11 protein-coding genes are annotated in these 18,152 nt (G+C 45.5%); 4 read left to right on the top strand and 7 right to left on the bottom strand.

Going from position 1 to position 18,152, the window contains the following annotated elements:
* Nucleotides 1–1,102 precede the first annotated feature (1,102 nt).
* The 3 genes from putA (at nucleotide 1,103) to K5Q73_RS01950 (ending at nucleotide 8,688) form a co-directional block, all read left to right on the top strand.
* A complete protein-coding gene (gene putA / locus K5Q73_RS01960) occupies nucleotides 1,103–4,297 on the top strand; it encodes a bifunctional proline dehydrogenase/L-glutamate gamma-semialdehyde dehydrogenase PutA (RefSeq protein WP_220758942.1) in 3,195 nt (1,064 codons plus the stop codon).
* A gap of 365 nt (nucleotides 4,298–4,662) precedes the next feature.
* Nucleotides 4,663–6,543 carry a methyl-accepting chemotaxis protein gene (locus tag K5Q73_RS01955; RefSeq protein WP_220758850.1) on the top strand — a complete coding sequence of 627 codons (1,881 nt, stop codon included), beginning with the start codon at nucleotides 4,663–4,665 and terminating at the stop codon, nucleotides 6,541–6,543.
* Nucleotides 6,544–6,807: 264 nt separating this feature from the next.
* Nucleotides 6,808–8,688: a methyl-accepting chemotaxis protein gene (locus K5Q73_RS01950; RefSeq protein ID WP_220758851.1), complete on the top strand. Its 1,881-nt coding sequence runs from the start codon at nucleotides 6,808–6,810 to the stop codon at nucleotides 8,686–8,688.
* Between the two features lie 75 nt (nucleotides 8,689–8,763).
* Here the strand turns inward: K5Q73_RS01950 and cydC are convergent, their stop codons facing one another.
* The 5 genes from cydC to K5Q73_RS01925 all read right to left on the bottom strand — a co-directional run bounded on the left by cydC (nucleotide 8,764) and on the right by K5Q73_RS01925 (nucleotide 13,459).
* The gene (gene cydC / locus K5Q73_RS01945) at nucleotides 8,764–10,503 is read right to left on the bottom strand and encodes a cysteine/glutathione ABC transporter ATP-binding protein/permease CydC (protein ID WP_220758852.1); all 1,740 of its coding nucleotides are present in this window, start codon (nucleotides 10,501–10,503) and stop codon (nucleotides 8,764–8,766) included.
* Nucleotides 10,503–12,341, bottom strand: a complete 1,839-nt coding sequence (gene cydD, locus K5Q73_RS01940) for a cysteine/glutathione ABC transporter permease/ATP-binding protein CydD (protein ID WP_220758853.1) — start codon at nucleotides 12,339–12,341, stop codon at nucleotides 10,503–10,505. The genes cydC and cydD overlap by 1 nt, the downstream gene beginning before the upstream one ends.
* An 11-nt stretch (nucleotides 12,342–12,352) precedes the next feature.
* Nucleotides 12,353–12,547, bottom strand: a complete 195-nt coding sequence (locus K5Q73_RS01935) for a hypothetical protein (RefSeq protein ID WP_220758854.1) — start codon at nucleotides 12,545–12,547, stop codon at nucleotides 12,353–12,355.
* 158 nt (nucleotides 12,548–12,705) lie between these two features.
* Nucleotides 12,706–13,053, bottom strand: a complete 348-nt coding sequence (locus tag K5Q73_RS01930; RefSeq protein ID WP_220758855.1) for a DUF3622 domain-containing protein — start codon at nucleotides 13,051–13,053, stop codon at nucleotides 12,706–12,708.
* Nucleotides 13,054–13,258: 205 nt separating this feature from the next.
* Entirely contained in the window at nucleotides 13,259–13,459 is a 201-nt protein-coding gene (locus K5Q73_RS01925) for a DUF3565 domain-containing protein (RefSeq protein ID WP_220758856.1), read from the bottom strand.
* Nucleotides 13,460–13,863: 404 nt separating this feature from the next.
* On the opposite strand from K5Q73_RS01925, the gene K5Q73_RS01920 reads away from it, so the two are divergent.
* Nucleotides 13,864–15,384: a DEAD/DEAH box helicase gene (locus K5Q73_RS01920; RefSeq protein WP_220758857.1), complete on the top strand. Its 1,521-nt coding sequence runs from the start codon at nucleotides 13,864–13,866 to the stop codon at nucleotides 15,382–15,384.
* Between the two features lie 276 nt (nucleotides 15,385–15,660).
* On the opposite strand, the gene dbpA is transcribed toward K5Q73_RS01920, so the two are convergent.
* Together dbpA and K5Q73_RS01910 are read right to left on the bottom strand one after the other, a co-directional pair.
* Complete coding sequence (gene dbpA, locus K5Q73_RS01915; RefSeq protein WP_220758858.1) at nucleotides 15,661–17,070, bottom strand: ATP-dependent RNA helicase DbpA; 1,410 nt, start codon at nucleotides 17,068–17,070, stop codon at nucleotides 15,661–15,663.
* 312 nt (nucleotides 17,071–17,382) lie between these two features.
* Complete coding sequence (locus K5Q73_RS01910; RefSeq protein ID WP_220758859.1) at nucleotides 17,383–18,063, bottom strand: DUF3313 domain-containing protein; 681 nt, start codon at nucleotides 18,061–18,063, stop codon at nucleotides 17,383–17,385.
* Between the last annotated feature and the right edge of the window lie 89 nt (nucleotides 18,064–18,152).

The following is an 18,152-nucleotide window of genomic DNA, read 5'->3' as shown; positions in this document are numbered from 1 at the left end:
AAGCCTCATAGCTACCCAAGACAGCTACATAGTAAGCCTAACAACCGCTGGTAATAGCATTCAGTTAATCTTAGCAACGCCTATTGAAGCCTATGTTATCAATACATGGGCTTTTTTATTACCAGGGTATCCGCCTGAAATAAGATTACCAGCCTAAGCCTCATAGCTACCCAAGACCGCTACATAGTAAGCCTAACAACCGCTGGTAATAGCATTCAGTTAATCTTAGCAACGCCTATTGAAGCCTATGTTATCCATACATGGGCTTTTTTATTGCCAGGATATCCGCCTGAAGTAAGTTTACCAGCCTAAGACTCATAGCTACCCAAGACCGCTACATAGTAAGCCTAAGATTCGCTGGTAATAGCATTCAGTTAATCTTATCAACGCCTAATAAAGCCTATGTTATCCATACATGGGCTTTTTTATTATCAGGGTATCCGCCTGAAATAAGTTTACCAGCTTAAGCTTCAATGCGACTCCAGAGCGTCAAAACACAAGCCTAATCATCAAAGCGAAGAAAGTAACACCTGTTCCAGTCAAACTGCATTTTAACCCTGTGTGAGCCATACAGGAGCGTTAATGACCATTGTCAGTATGCTCTAGATATCTTTTGGTTCAACTCTCTAATCAAGCCGTTAAACTACGGCGTTAAACAAAAGCCAAATATTGAGCCAGCCTTCCCCCCGCATGGGCTTTTTTTCAACTCTTATATGGTAGAGATGAGCTCCGAACAAGTTGACCAAATCACACCATGGCAAACGATCACTGCTGGCGCTAATAGGTATCATCTTGGTTTTCATCACAAAATCTAAAAGGCCTAAAATTCAATGGTAATAATTCAGTGAAACCGCATATAAAGCCGATGCGATTAAAACACTGTATTATTTTTAATCTTTCCCTAGCCCCTATAGCATATGGGCTAGCGCACCTTTAGCCATAAGAAAATCAAACGCGGATCACACTAAATATGTCAATATTGTCACCCATCACATTTTATGGTTATAATCGGCCCCGCGAAAGCCTTAGATTGTATACAAAAGAATAACAACAGAGGTTTCATCGTAACACCTTACCCAAGCAATCGGCCCCTGTGGCCCAGATGGAAGCGATTACTATGTTCAAAGCGAGTGAAGTTCTAGCTGGTCATTATGACTCAGCCAATCTCAACGAACTGTTCCAAGCGATCAGCGATAATTACATTGTCGATGAAGAACAATATTTATCTGATTTGATAAAGCTAGTTCCTTCAAGTGATGAAGAGATCAACCGTGTGACAACTCGAGCACACGAGCTAGTTAATAAAGTCCGTCAATACGACAAGAAAGGCCTTATGGTCGGTGTTGACGCTTTCCTTCAGCAATATAGTTTAGAGACTCAAGAAGGCATTATTTTGATGTGTCTTGCTGAGGCGCTATTGCGTATTCCTGATGCCGCCACCGCCGATGCATTAATCGAAGACAAGCTATCAGGTGCTAAGTGGGATGAGCATTTAAGCAAGAGTGATTCAATTTTGGTGAATGCCTCAACTTGGGGCTTAATGCTAACGGGTAAAATCGTTAAGCTTGACCACAGTATTGATGGTAAGCCAAGCAGCCTGTTAAACCGCTTAGTCAATAAGGTCGGCGAGCCTGTTATAAGACAATCCATGCTTGCTGCTATGAAGATCATGGGGAAACAGTTTGTACTGGGTCGTACCGTAAAAGAAGCGCTTAAAAACAGTATCGACAAACGTAAACTTGGCTATACCCACAGTTACGACATGTTAGGTGAAGCTGCACTTACTAAAAAAGATGCACAAAAGTATTTCGAAGATTACTCAAGCGCAATTGCGTCTCTAGGTGCTCAAGAATATGACACTAGCGATGCGCCTCGCCCAACTATCTCTATCAAGCTCTCCGCATTGCACCCTCGTTATGAAGTCGCCAATGAAGACAGAACGCTCACCGAACTATATGACACGCTAATTCTGCTTATCAAGCAAGCTCGTAGCCTTAATGTGGGCATTTCAATTGATGCTGAAGAGATGGACAGACTTGAGCTTTCTCTCAAGCTATTCCAGAAGTTATATAACTCCGATGCCGCAAAAGGCTGGGGCCTACTAGGTATTGTTGTTCAGGCCTATTCAAAGCGTGCTCTACCGGTACTATGCTGGTTAACTCGCCTGTCGAAAGATCAAGGTGATGAAATCCCACTGCGTCTAGTAAAGGGAGCATATTGGGATAGTGAACTGAAATGGTCTCAAGAAAACGGTGAAGCCGGTTACCCACTTTATACGCACAAAGCTGGTACCGATGTTTCATATCTTGCCTGTGCGCGATACTTGCTATCTGACGCCACTCGCGGAGCCATTTACCCGCAGTTTGCTAGCCATAACGCACAAACGGTTGCCAGCATAACTGACATGGCTGGAGAACGAGAGTATGAATTCCAACGCCTACACGGCATGGGAGAAGAACTCTATGACACACTTTTAGCCGAAGGCGGCGTTAAGAACGTGCGGATCTACGCTCCCGTTGGCGCACACAAAGACCTCTTACCTTACCTAGTTCGTCGCCTGCTTGAAAATGGCGCCAATACCTCATTTGTACACAAACTTGTTGATCCTAAGACCCCTATTGAGTCGTTAGTGGTGCATCCTTTGACAACACTTAAGGGTTATAAAACCCTGGCTAATAATAAAATCGTTATGCCTGAAGATATATTCGGGGCTGAGCGTAAAAACTCCAAGGGAATGAACATGAACATTATCTCTGAGTCTGCACCATTTTTTGCTGCACTCGACAAATTTAAAGACACTACCTGGTCGGCTGGCCCGTTAATTAACGGTGAAACCTTAACTGGTGAAACCAAAGAGGTCGTGAGCCCATTCGATACCAATTTAGTGGTGGGTAAAATTGCTTTTGCTAATAATCAGGCAATTGAACAAGCGCTATCGAGTGCCGATGCAGCATTCCCTCGTTGGAATGCCACTCCAGTAGAAGTGCGTGCAAATGCACTACAGAAGCTGGCTGACTTGTTGGAAGAGAACCGTGAAGAACTCATCGTACTATGTACAAGAGAAGCCGGTAAGAGCATACAAGACGGCATAGATGAAGTGCGTGAAGCCGTAGATTTTTGCCGTTATTACGCCGTTCAGGCGAAAAAGATGATGGCGAAGCCTGAACTGCTCCCTGGCCCAACTGGTGAACTGAATGAGTTACACCTACATGGCCGTGGCATTTTTGTTTGTATTAGTCCATGGAACTTCCCACTAGCTATTTTCTTAGGCCAAGTGACTGCTGCTCTAGCGGTAGGTAATACTGTGATCGCAAAACCTGCAGAGCAAACATCGATTGTTGGTTACAGAGCGACTCAGCTTGCGCATGAAGCTGGTATTCCGAAAGACGTGCTGCAATTCCTGCCTGGTACAGGTGCAACGGTCGGAGCGGCGATTACTTCAGACGAACGTATTGGTGGGGTATGCTTTACCGGTTCAACTGGCACTGCCAAGTTAATTAACCGCACTCTTGCCATGCGTGAAGGTGCGATTATTCCACTCATCGCCGAAACTGGCGGCCAAAATGCCATGGTGGTCGATTCAACATCACAACCAGAGCAGGTCGTTAATGATGTGGTCTCTTCTTCTTTCACCAGTGCTGGCCAGCGTTGCTCTGCATTACGCGTACTGTTTTTACAAGATGAAATCGCCGATCGCGTGCTCGACGTAATGAAAGGTGCAATGGAAGAACTGACGATTGGTAATCCAAACTCGGTGAAAACCGATGTTGGCCCAGTCATTGATGCCGCAGCGGCCGCTAACTTAAATGCGCATATTGACCATATTAAGCAAGTGGGTAAGTTACTCAAGCAAGTCGAACTGCCTGAAAGCACTAAGAATGGTTACTATGTTGCACCAACGGCGGTAGAAATCGACTCGATTAAGATGTTAGAAAAAGAGCATTTCGGTCCCATCCTGCATGTCATCCGTTACAAGTCCTCTGAGCTTGATAAGGTGATAGCTGAAATTAACTCAACCAACTTTGGCCTCACCTTAGGGATCCACAGTCGCAATGAAGGCCATGCACTTAAGCTGGCTGATAGAGTGAGAGCGGGTAATGTTTACATTAACCGTAATCAAATTGGTGCGGTGGTTGGCGTGCAGCCTTTCGGTGGCCAAGGCTTATCAGGTACAGGCCCTAAAGCCGGTGGTCCACACTACCTAACACGCTTTATTACTGAGAAAACCCACACCAATAATATTACTGCGATTGGCGGTAATGCGACCCTATTATCTTTAGGTGATAGCGAAGACTAGTGAGCACTTAAGTCGCTAAACAGTTAAAGGCATTATGCCGCTAGAATAAAGGCCGGTTACGATTGTAATCGGCCTTTTTAATCAGCGCTTTTACCTACTACTTACGCATTATTGGCGCAGCAATAGATCTAAATCTATTGCTGCATTCATAATTCTATACAAGTGTATTACCGTGATAGCTAACAAGAAGTTAGAATATTGTATATTATTTGAGGCGAGTCTCTCATTTATTACATTATTGATATACTTCGTTAAAATAATTACTCTATAATCCTGCTGATTTTGAATCTCTACTTTGCTCTACTCTTTTATTATTTTCTAGCCTAAGCAACCAATTAAAACAGATTTTATTAGCGGTAAATAAAATGAATCTAACAATAAAGCATAAAATTCAACTAGCCGTGCTAATGACAATTATTGCCATCAGCGCCACACTGGCCACGCTGTCTACTCGTCAACTAACCCATGATACTGAAACGGCTATTTCAACCCGATTCAAGCTACAAGCAGAGTCAGTAACTAACAACATTTACAGCTGGCTAGAAGATAAGAAAAGCATCGTTAAGGCTAACGAATCTCGAATAAAGCAAGGCCTAGATAGTGATAGAGAGTTATGGCTATCGATTAATAGCGGCGGTTTTATCGACGTATATGCAGGCTTTGATACCGGTGACATTATCTCTGGTGATAAGAGCCAGCCTTGGCCAGAGGACTATGACCCACTCACTCGCCCTTGGTATAAACAGGCTTTCAACAGCTCAGAAATGATTATCACACCGCCCTATATCGATATTACGGGGGCCGCAGTGGTAACGCTGGCTCAACGTTTTAATGGCGCGATGAATGGTGTTCTGGCTGCAGATCTAAGCATTGGCTATATTACCGAGCAAATTAATAACCTGCAGATTGATAATGCTGGGTTTGCTTTCCTGCTAGACGAACACAATAAGATCCTCGCTTATCACGACTCGAGCTATGCTCAGAAGGATGCAAATCGTCTTGCTCGAACCTTGACGGCATCGAATATCGAATCGTTACGCAATCAAGGCGAGATCACCACGATTGAGTGGCAAGACGGCACAGAAAAGCTACTGCGATTAACTAAGCTGAAGGGCACCAACTGGACCTTAGGTTTAATTGAAGACAGAGATTTAGCTTATCAAGCCATTGAAGAGCAAGTCATCAACAAGCTTATTGTTGTCGTTATACTTGCATTTATCATCTTGATTATTGCTTCTTTGATCGTTAATCACATGTTTAAACCTCTGCAGCAGCTATCGAATGCGATTGAAGCCTTATCTAAAGGTGATGGCGATCTGACCCAACGCTTTGCAGCAAGAAAGCAAGATGAAATAGGCCAACTAGAGAGCCATATGAACCGCTTCCTAGAAAGTCTACAGCAGATGGTTAAGGCAATTTCTAGCGATACTGAACTGCTAATCAAGCAGATCAACGAATCCTCAGACATTGCCGCAAGAGCCAGTGCTGGAGTTAACGGTCAACATCAAGACGTTGATCAAATCGCAACCGCTATCCACGAGATGTCAGCCACTGCAAGCGAAGTGGCTAATCATGCAGAGATGACTGCCAATGCCGCTCAAGTATCAACCCAAGCCTGCGTAGAAGGTAACGAGGTGATAGTGAAGAGCAGCGACTCTATTGAGCAGCTTTCATTGCAACTTGGTGATGCCTCAAAAGTGGTTTCGGCACTTGAAGAGAATGCCACTGAAATCAATCAGATCCTCTCAACTATTCAGGCTATTGCCGAGCAAACCAACTTACTCGCTCTTAACGCTGCCATTGAAGCCGCACGTGCCGGTGAACAAGGCCGAGGCTTTGCCGTGGTTGCCGATGAGGTACGCGTACTGAGTCATCGCACTCAAGACTCTACTGAAGAGATCCGAGCCATGATCGCCACCCTACAGCAAAATAGCCAGCATGCAGTGTCGTCAATGGCATCGAGTACGGATATTGCCAAGTCTAGCGTCGCCTTTGCTAGCCAAGCAAAAGAGAGCTTAGAGCGGATCACAGACTCCATCACCGAGATCTCTGATATGGCGACCCAAATTGCTGGAGCAGCCGAAGAGCAACGTGCAGTATCTGAAGACATCAGTCGCAATACCCAGGCGATCAGTGATACTTCTAATGAGCTATCGCACCAAACGCAAGAGGTCAGTGACAACGCACAGATGATGTTACAAACCTCAGGTGAATTAAGCGATCGGGTCTCACGCTTTAAGATCTAAACTATCAGACTGTAATCGACTAAGAAGCCCTGTTTAAACAGGGCTTTTTGTTAACCTCTACTTTTACGCTTGTAGCTTGTTAAAATTCCATCAATAATTTTGGTGTGACTTATTAATAATTTGAGATAGATCTCTCACAGACGAAATGATTCAAATGCTCAATTAAATGTCTTCAATTATAATCCGCCCACTCTCAACAAGACCTTACAGAACTGACAGCTATAACCGCTCTAGGTTATTGACTCGTCGGTCAATAATATAAAAATGACTCTTACAATTAAGCACAAGATACAACTTGCCGTCTTGCTGGTTATCGTGACCATAACAGCAACTTTAGCGCTTATCGCATCTAAGCAATTAAACCAACATACTGAACACGCTATCGCAACCCGTTTTGCGCTACAAGCTGAATCGGTGAGTAATAATATTTTTAGTTGGTTAGCAGATAAGAAGCGCATCATCAGCGCCAATGAAGCCCCTCTAAAAAATGGCCTAGATAACGCCAAAGAACTAGAACTTAGCATTTATGCAGGCGGCTTTATCAACCTGTATATGGGGCTTGAGAATGGTCAGGTGATATCTGGCGACAAGAGCGTTGAGATCCCTGCAGATTTCGATGGTAGAACCCGCCCTTGGTACCGAGATGCATATAATAGCCACGAGATCATCACGACAGTTCCTTACGTCGATATCTCAGGCGATACCGTAGTGACCTTAGCTAAACGCTTTAATGGTCAAGTTTCCGGTGTATTAGCGGCAGATTTGAGCATTAGTTATATCACCCAGCAGATCGATAATCTCAATATCGCCAACTCAGGTTTTGCTTTCCTACTCGATGAAAACAACAAGATCCTAGCCTTTAGAGATAGAAACTATGCTCAGCAAGACGCTAAACGTTTATCGCAACAACTGACTCAGTCGAACATTCAAAGCCTACGTAATAGTAGTGAAGTGAGTACGATAGAGTGGCAAGATGGCCGCGATAAGCTGATCAGTTTAACCCCACTTAAGGGAACAAATTGGACCTTAGGCTTAATCGAAGACAAGAGCCTTGCCTATCAAGCGATAGAGCAGCAGATCCTACAGTCGCTAATTGCAGTGACAATATTGGCCATTATCATTTTGCTAATAGCTTCGGTCTCAGTAAGCTATCTGTTTAAGCCACTGCAGCAACTGAGTCTTGCTATTGAAGCCCTATCAAAAGGCGATGGTGACCTAACTCAGCGTTTTGCGGCAAATAGAGAAGATGAAATTGGTCAACTAGAACGCCACATGAATCGCTTCCTCGCGAGTCTACAGCAGATGATTAAGGCGATATCAAATGATACTGAACTGCTGATCCAGCAGATCCATGAATCTTCAGACATCGCAGCCAAAGCCAGTGACGGTGTGAATGGCCAGCACCAAGATGTGGATCAAATAGCTACAGCTATCCATGAAATGTCTGCTACCGCCAGTGAAGTGGCCAATCATGCAGAGATGACAGCCAGTGCATCGCAAGTATCAACTCAAGCCTGTATTGAAGGGAATGACGTTATTGTTAAGAGTAGCGACTCTATCGAGCTGCTTTCAGAGCAACTTAGCGACGCCTCTAAAGTGGTTTCAGCACTAGAGAAAAACGCGACAGACATTAATCAAATCCTGTCGACGATTCAAGCGATTGCCGAACAAACTAACTTACTGGCACTAAATGCCGCAATTGAAGCAGCGCGAGCCGGTGAACAAGGCAGAGGCTTTGCCGTAGTGGCTGATGAAGTACGAGTGCTAAGTCACCGTACCCAAGACTCTACCGAAGAGATCCGCGCCATGATTGCCACCTTGCAGCAAAACAGTCAGCAAGCGGTGGCATCTATGGCATCGAGTACTGATATTGCCCACACTAGTGTTGAGTTTGCTAACCAAGCAAAACAGAGTTTAGAAAGCATTACTCATTCAATCACCGAGATCTCCGATATGGCAACCCAAATTGCCAGCGCAGCAGAAGAACAGCGTGCGGTTTCAGAAGACATTAGCCGCAACACTCAAGCCATTAGCGATACTTCTCATCTATTGTCTTCGCAAACCCAAGAGGTGACTGACAATGCAATGCAGATGCTACAGACCTCGAGTGGCTTAAGCGAGCGTGTTTCTCGTTTTAAGATCTAAACTTTATCGTACCATTGCGAATAAAAAGCCCTGATAATTCAGGGCTTTTTATTCTCTATCTATTAACGGTTTAACTTAGGCTAAACGCTGGTACAAGCTAGCGTAATAATCATCAGAGTCGAGTAAGTCTGCATGGTTACCACTAGCACGAATTGCGCCTTGATCCATCAAGTGGATAGTATCCATCTTGTTCATCGCAGTTAATCTATGGCTGATCATCAGCATGGTCTTAGCTTCAGCGAACTCGAACAATAGACGCAGTATTTCACGCTCGGTGCGCTTATCTAAGCCTTCTGTAGGCTCATCTAAAAGTAAAATTGGTGCATCTCGCAGTAACACTCTTGCCACACCGATGCGGCGCTGCTCTCCGCCAGAAAGCTGTCGCCCGCCCTCACCTATCCAAGTATCTAGGGGCTTATCCCCCTGCAGTAAGCTGTCTAAACCGACCTTTTGTAGCACAGCTATCAGCTTATCATCATCCTTACGAGTCGCTCCCTCGATGGCCAAGGCCAAGTTATCGCGCAAGCTACCGCTGAAAAGGTAGATCCGCTGACTCACTACAGACATAGCTTGACGTAGTTGCTGCTCGGTATAGTCCGCTACATCATGACCATCAATAGTAATGCGCCCTTGGTTTGGCAACCATTCTCGGGTTAGCAGCGATAATAGGCTCGATTTACCACAGCCAGTTTGCCCTAGCAGGGCGACTTTTTTGCCTGCAGGGATCTCGAGGTTGAGCCCCTTTAGCACAGTTTGATTTTCCACATAACCGAAGGCGACTTGGTCAAAGCCGATATGACCACCAGAGATCTCTACGCTTGCATGCTGCGCGAAAGTAACGCTTGGGCTCTGCTCTACCACCTCATTGAGTCGTGTCGCCGCAGAGCTACATGCCGACAGATGCTGGAAGGCGCCAGCGAGTGGCATCATCATTTCGATTGTCGCCATAGTTAAGAAGACTATCATGGCCAGTCTTGGCCCAGGAGGCACAGCACTGCCAACTCCGGTTGCCGCCAAATACAGCATCAGTAGCACGGCAAAACCATGACACAGAATCAAACAAGCTTGGCTTAGTGCCGTCACGCGGTTCATGGCATTTTGACTATTTATCATCACGCTTTGCGCTTGATTAAGTCTGTCTCTATATGCCTTTTGTGCGCCAAACAGCGTCAGCTCTGCCTGTCCTTGCAGGTATTCCAAAAGCTGAACCCTTAACTGGCGTTTAGTCTCTAACTGAGCGATGCCCGGCTTGCGCCCCAGAAAATAGAAGGTCGTAGGCAGTAATATCCATACTGCGAGCAGCACGCTACATAGAGTCAAGGCAAGCTGTGGATCGAAATGCCCAACAAAAAAGTACAACGCCAGCATCATCAATAATGAGGCCGATAATGGCGTGATTAAACGCAGATACAGATGATCTAAAGTATCGATATCGGCGACTAAACGATTAAGTAGATCGCCTTGGCGCACACCTTGTAGATTCTTAGCGCTCAGCGGCAGCAATTTATTCCAGACCCAGCAACGCAGGTCAGTTAGCAGGCTAAAGGTTGCCTCGTGGGTCGCTAAACGCTCACCGTAACGGCTAGCTGTGCGCACTATCGATAAGAAGCGAACGCCCCCCGCCGGAGAGAAATAATTAAATGTTTGCGCCGTAGCTACCGTCAAACCCGCTACGGCAGCTGCAGAAAGGAACCAACCAGATAGCGATAATAGCCCGATACCTGCCATTAAAGTGGTTATACTTAAAAACAGGCCAATAAACATCATAAACCATTGGCTTTTAAAGCGTTTAATATAAGGAAATAATGCTCTCATTACTTATCTCCTTCAGCTTGTGTTTGCTGTGTGGCTGTAGCTTGAGTATCTAGTTCAAGACTAACTTCATGCTCAATATCAAATTCACTCACACTAGAGGCCTCCTCTAGCATCTGTTTAAAGGTGCCGGGCTTTGAGATTAGCTCGTCATATGTCCCCTGCTGCACGATTGCGCCCTTATCCATCACCAAGACTTTATCCATAGCGCTCAGATTCTCTAATCTATGGGTAACCATCACACAAGCCTTACCTTGCATGGCAGCCATAAGGGTCGTTTGTACCGCCTGCTCACTTAAGCTATCTAGGCTCGCTGTCGGCTCATCAAGAATGAAAAGATGCGTCTGTTGAGCCAAAGCCCGAGCCAAGGCTATGCGCTGCGCCTGACCGACAGATAATCCTGCCGTTTGCTCAGCAATAGGGTAATCGAGCCCCTGCGGCTGCTGCTCAACAAAGTCTAAGATCTGTGCCTGCTCTAACAATGTAAAAATTGCGTCATCCGATAGGCTTCGCCCCATGGCGATATTGTCACGCAAGCTGCCATGGAAAAGCTGTGGCTCTTGGCCAAGCCATGCCAAATGCTTACGCCAATCCGCGAGCGCTAATTCGCTTAGCTCTGTACCTGCAATCTTGAGTTGTCCCTTGTAAGGTAAGAAGCCCAGCAAGGCGTTAAGCAAACTGGTTTTGCCTGCACCACTTGGGCCTACAATCGCCACATGTTCATTGGCTTTTATCTGGAAACTAACTGGCCCTAATAACAAGCTACCATCAAGGCTATACACAGTTACGTCTGTGGCTTCGATCTCCACTGCGCCGTTCACTTGTTTATCACCGCCATATTGCTCTGTTGGGTGATCCAGCAGCGCCATTAACTCTTGTGCCGCGCCAATAGCCTGTGCCTTAGCATGGTAGTGAGTGCCCATATCTCTAAGGGGCTGATAAAACTCGGGGGCTAAGATCAGCACAAATAAACCGGTAAATAGACTGATAGATACGCCATAGTGACCAAAGTCGAGGTGATGTAAGTAGCTAAAGCCAAAGTAGACAGCGAGCACTGCAATCGATACCGCCGCAAAGAACTCCAGTACCGCAGAGCTTAAAAACGCCATTCGCAGCACTGCCATGGTGCGTTCGCGAAATTCTTCCGACGCCTTGCGAATAACTCTGGCTTCTTTCTCGCCTTGATAGAATAACTTAAGGGTCGATAGGCCTTTTAGCCTATCCATAAAGTGGCCGCTTAAACGCGCCAGCGCACTGAAATTTTTGCGGTTAGCATCGGCTGCGCCCATGCCAACCAAAATCATAAACATAGGAATAAGCGGTGCGGTTGCCAACAGAATAAGACCCGCCGCCCAGTTTATCGGAAATACCGCGACCAAAATAATTAAGGGAATGAAGCCTGCTAGTACCACTTGTGGCAGGTAACGGGCGTAGAAATCTTGCAGATCTTCCACTTGCTCCAGCACGATACTGGCCCAGCTACCAGCGGGTTTTCCTTTGATAAAAGCAGGGCCAAGCAAGGCTAACTTATCGAGCACCGCGCCGCGTATCTGCACACGAAGTCTTGCCCCAGCCTGAAAACTAGCGCGTTCACGAGCAAAAGCTAGCACGCCACGAACAACCGTCAGTGCTAGCAGCGCCCAGAAGTGATTAATGAAATCACTCTTAGGTAACTCATCAATAATAATGCCTTGCAGCACAGTTGCTATGAGCCAGGCTTGGCACATCAAACTTAGTCCAGTTAACACACCGAAAAAAACCGACAGATTCAGATAAAAGCCACAGGCCTTTTTCTGCTGTTTAAGCCACTTTGTAAGCTCTTTTTCTACTGTTTTTTCCATGTGATTCCAGACTAACTGCTGTGGGTGATGAGTCGATATTTGGCATCTTTGCTAATTGAAGCCTGCATCTTGTTAAAGACTTCGATGCCGAGCTTAAGTTCAATAGCTGTAAATGCAAAAACGAGAATGCATCTCAATATTGCCTGAGTATCGCAGGCATTAATCGCAGAAGAAAACGTGGTTGGAATATTTGCTATCGGACTCACAAAAATTGAGCTAGATCAATAAATGAGAGCTTATTAACTGGAGTTACCTCTGATTGACAAATATAAAAAAACCGCATCAAGCTAGGCTTAATGCGGCTTCCTATTTGATTTAGCCAAGGCTAAATCAAATAATCATTCAAATCGCTTTGAAAAATAGATTAACGTTCTGAATCAGACTCGTAATCTAGGTTATCTTCATCAAAACTCTTATCTGAACCTTTGGCTTCACGAGCATCGCGCCATGCATCAGCAGCTAACTCTTTAGCTTCAGCTGCTTCGTTACGCTCTCCACGTGCCTTAGCCTTGCGCTCGTTACGCTTAATTAAATTCTCTAAGAATGACTTAAGCTCAGTCTCGCCCCAAGCTTGCGCTTCTGCTTCAGTGGCAAAACCTTTCTTGCTCTTAGATACCACGATCTTTCTTGCCGTTTGACGACGAGTGATCTGACCGGTCCAAGTTGCGCCATCAGCGACTACGCGAAAATCATACTTCTTAGTTTGTGTCATGTTACTTTTATCCTAACAATAATGCTAATACTTGAGCCAAGCAAACTATGCACCTGAGACGTGCCCCATAAGAGGAAAGCCAATTCGATATAGTTATAGCTAAGTTCAATCGATACGCAAGACCAACACCCTAAGCATCACTCTCGCGTTCATAATTCTGTTTATCAACCACGTTGCGAATGATCACCTTTCATTGCCACGGGATTTATTCCATTTCCGACACTAATTCACACAGCTTACAATTCAGCTTATAACCAAGCATGGCATTTCTGCCTTCTCGGTGAATCACCCAATCCCGTCGCTCCCAAGGAGGACGATGGCGTACGTGCTGAGTATGACCGCAAGACAAATTGGCAACCCAATGATTTTCATCATCTTGATGATAACTCACAATTGGCTGCAGCATGACAAACCGCCGAATTAGGTATAATCCTTACCTAGATTTTGCTGGTAAAAATCGGTAGATGAACTTTCAGGGGCGCGAGATTAACACATGCAGCGCTGATACAACATCTTTTAATTGCCCAAAAATCACACAATCGATATTTTTTTTCAAAATTAGCCGATTTCAGCACGTAACAATTATCAATCCGCCTCAGGATCTCAAGCCTAAACCCCATTTAGTGCCATACTCATTAACAGCAAAAACGATTTAAAGGCTGCCCTGATTATTTAGCGACTGATTGTTTAATAATTAGCGCTTTTTAAGCAGATCCTGTAAGCTGCACGGCCGCCAGCATCCGCAGGCCCCCTGAAACCGCTGCCAGTCGCACTTTAACGCCTATTTGACAGCCGAAATGAGACCTATCTATGAGTTTTGCCTCACTGGGCTTATCAGCCCAAATTTTGAAAGCCGTTGCCAATAAAGGTTATGACACTCCTTCACCTATTCAGGCACAAGCTATTCCTGCCGTACTTGAAGGTAAAGACGTGATGGCCGCCGCGCAAACAGGTACAGGCAAAACTGCAGGCTTTACTCTGCCACTGCTAGAGTTACTTTCAAAAGGCACCAAGGCTCCTGCGAAACAAGTGCGTGCATTAGTGTTAACTCCAACCCGTGAGCTTGCGGCTCAGGTTGGCGAAAGCGTTGAAATCTATGGTAAGAATTTACCACTGAAATCGGCCGTAGTATTTGGTGGCGTCGGCATTGGCCCTCAAATTACTAAACTTAACCGCGGCGTCGATATTCTTGTAGCGACCCCAGGCCGTCTACTCGACCTTTATAACCAACGTGCATTGAGCTTTAGCCAGCTTGAAGTACTTGTGCTTGATGAAGCCGATCGCATGTTAGACATGGGCTTTATTCATGACATCAAAAAAATCTTAGCTATTTTGCCAGCTAAGCGCCAGAACCTTATGTTCTCGGCCACCTTCTCTGATGAAATTCGTCAGTTAGCAAAAGGGCTAGTAAACAATCCAGTTGAGATCTCAGTTACGCCACGTAACGCAACAGCCAATACGGTTCAACAGTGGATCTGTCCTGTTGATAAAGGCCAAAAAGCGGCTGTCTTGGTAAAACTTATCAAGCAAAATAACTGGAAGCAGGTATTGGTATTTAGCCGTACTAAGCACGGCGCAAACCGTCTAGCTAAAAACCTTGAAGCGAAAGACATTACCGCGGCAGCTATTCACGGTAATAAGAGCCAAGGCGCAAGAACCAAAGCCTTAGCTGACTTTAAAAGCGGCGCAATTCGCGTACTTGTGGCAACGGATATTGCCGCACGTGGTCTAGATATCGACCAGCTACCACAAGTGGTGAACTTCGACTTGCCAAACGTGCCAGAGGATTACGTACACCGTATCGGCCGTACTGGTCGTGCTGGCGCATCAGGCCATGCGGTATCGCTTGTTGGCGATGAAGAAATTAAACTATTGCGTGACATTGAGTTACTGATCAAGCAGAACCTAGAACGCCGCGTAATTGAAGGATTTGAACCGACTTATCACCTACCAGATACTGACTTAACGGGTAAGTCTCACGGTCAAAATAAAGGTCCACGTAATGGTGGTAACCAAGGTCGTGGCAATGGTCGTTCACGTAGTCCAAATAAAGGCGCTAACTCGGGTGGTGCTAGCAATAAGTCACCTAACCCACGTCGCCAAGGTAATGCTGAAAACACCGGTGCCAAAGTCGAGCATAAAGATGGTCAGCGTAGCGGCGAAATGGCTCGCGGCCACCAGCCGAATACCAATGCACAACCAAGTCAGCCTAGACGTCCACGCAGACCTAATGCTGCTAATGGCAACTCAGCTTCAACTCAAGGTAAGCCATCAGGCCAACGTCGCCCTAATGCTAACCGCAGTGCAAATAAGCCAAGCCAAAATAGCTAGTCATTGAATATCGATTCGATATCAAGGTCTCAACCGACCTTGATATCAACGAACTAGGCACGACGACCAAAACTACCCATCCATGTCTCTTGCTATTAAAGTTTTTGGCATAAGTGTTCCAGACACAAATACCAAGGCTATCCATCCATGGGCCTTGGCATAAGTGTTCCAGACACAAAAAAGCAGCGTATATACGCTGCTTTTTTGTGGCTTATCATTGTCATTACCTGAGTGAATCTGATGTGTAGACTCGCTCTGGTAATGAATAAAATGCGCTTAACGCATTTCCCAGGCTCGGTATGAGCGGCCTTTTAGCTTACCATTAGTAATTTTATGTAGTGCCTTTTTAGCCACTTTACGATTAACCGCAACGTAAGATCGCATATCAGTAATCTTAATCTTACCCACTTCACTACCTTCAATACCGTTCTCGCCCGTTAGCGCACCTAAGATATCGCCAGGACGTAACTTTTGCTTTTTACCACCATCAATTTGCAATGTGATCATCACAGGTTGTACTGGGAAGGTATCTAACAGGTTCTCTGATGGCAGCGCTTCATTAACGATATCACGCTCTAAATAATCTTCGAGTAGCGCAATCTTGTAGCCATCTTCGTCATTATAGAAAGTGTGCGCCGAACCTTTACTGCCCGCACGGCCTGTACGGCCAATACGGTGAATGTGCACTTCAGTGTCGTAAGCAACGTGATAGTTAATAACCGCGTCTAATGCGTCAATATCAAGACCACGAGCAGCAACGTCTGTCGCCACCATAATAGACACACTCTTATTGGCAAACTGCAATAAGGTTTGATCACGGTCACGTTGCTCAAGGTCGCCATGCAATGCAACTACGCTAAAACCGTCGTTCTTCAGCTGCGCTGCAACGTCTTTAGTTTCACGCTTAGTGTTACAAAACACCACAGCGCTCTCTGGGCGGTATTGCAGCAGCAATAACTTAAGCGCACGCATGCGATCGTTATTATTACCCACTTCATAGAAGTGTTGCTCAATGGTACTAGTAGCATGAGTCGAAGCCACTTTTACTAACACAGGCTTGAACATGATCTTATCGGCAATCGACTGGATCTGCTCAGGGAACGTTGCACTGAACAGCAGCGTCTGACGTTCAATTGGCATACGGTCCATAATGCCTTCAAGTTCCACTTGAAAGCCCATCTCTAACATACGGTCGGCTTCATCGAGCACTAATGTATGCACATTTTCAAGATCTAAACGGCCGCGATCTAAGTGATCGATAATACGGCCCGGCGTACCGACAATGATATGTGCACCGTGTTCTAGTGAACCAATTTGTGGTCCCATAGGCACACCGCCACAAAGGGTCAGTACTTTAATGTTGTGAATGCCACGCGCTAGGGTACGGATCTCTTTTGCCACCTGATCGGCAAGCTCGCGTGTTGGGCATAAAACCAAACACTGAATACGAAAACGCTTAACGTCTAACTTGTGCAATAAGCCCAAACCAAACGCAGCAGTTTTACCTGAGCCAGTCTTACCTTGGCCAATAACATCTTCGCCATTAAGAATTGCTGGTAAGCTTTGCGCTTGAATCGGGGTCATAGAGTCATAACCCATTGTTTTCAGGTTATCTAGCAGCTCAGTCTTCAGGTTAAGGCTTGAGAATGGCGCTTGGCCTTCGGTATTCGGGACTGTTTGAGTCAAAGTATCTTTCCTAAGTATTCACTGCTCATTAGGGCGGTTTACCCTCTAAGACTCGATACCTTACTAAGGCTCATCAAATCGCGCTTGGCAGTGATAAAATCATGGTGACAAGGCTCCAAATCATCAGGAGCAAAAGCTGTCGTTTGCTATCGCTATAAATTATAGCGCGCTATTGTAGCAGTTATTCTTTTAGTTGCAGCATATCGAATGGGGAATAACCGCTAAATATCACTCACTGTGCCAAATTAATTAACCTCAGAGCCTTAGGTGTACCAGTCCCGGCTCCCAAAACTATCTGTTAATAAGCGCACCCTACAAACTTTCATCACGTAAGGTCTTGCCTAGGCGCTCTACCCACCAATCAATGGCATCCTTTGCATCATCGGTTGAATCAATCATGGTGCTGAAGTCTTTACTGCCCGCTTTTCTATCTATTACAGCGACAATTGGCTTACCTGTATTAGCATCGCTAATCATCAACTCTATGGTCGCACTGCCCACATTGGTGTGCTCACCCGTCACCACCTTTGAGATGCTAGAAATCCCGAGACCTACGGGAAGTATGCTACTGGTAACCGCTAAAATAGGATTGGGAGTCTCAATATTGGTTAGGGCAACACTGACTCTGAGGGTATCGTCATCTGGCTCTGTAACTAATTCAAAGCGTTGACTGGCTTTGTCTTTAATCTTACTCACCAGATATTGCGACACTTGAATAATTTCTTGTTGGTCTAGATTGTCGTAACGAGTCTTATCATCGAGCACTAACCAAGCTTGATCGACGATTATCTTGTCATACCCATTAAGAATTTGTTTGAGATCCCCAAGGCTTTTTATTCTAGGCTGGGCCCAAATAAGATCACTGCCCCCATCAGGCCCGGGACGAAAATCATCGAAAGTGCTAAACATCTGTGATTGTTTATAATCATGGATAACGCCACAGCCCGTTAGAACAAGACTCATCCCCAGCACACACATTCGTATTATCGTCATTACCATTTACCTAAGTTAGCTCAGGCCAACATCTTATTGGCCACAAAAGCTGCAAGTTTACACTAACTTAGGCAAAATGAACACCAAGG

Origin of the sequence: Shewanella sp. MBTL60-112-B2 (assembly GCF_019655055.1) — a bacterium.
In the GTDB taxonomy this organism is placed as follows: Bacteria; Pseudomonadota; Gammaproteobacteria; order Enterobacterales; family Shewanellaceae; genus Shewanella.
This window is presented reverse-complemented; position numbering and strand designations above follow the sequence as displayed.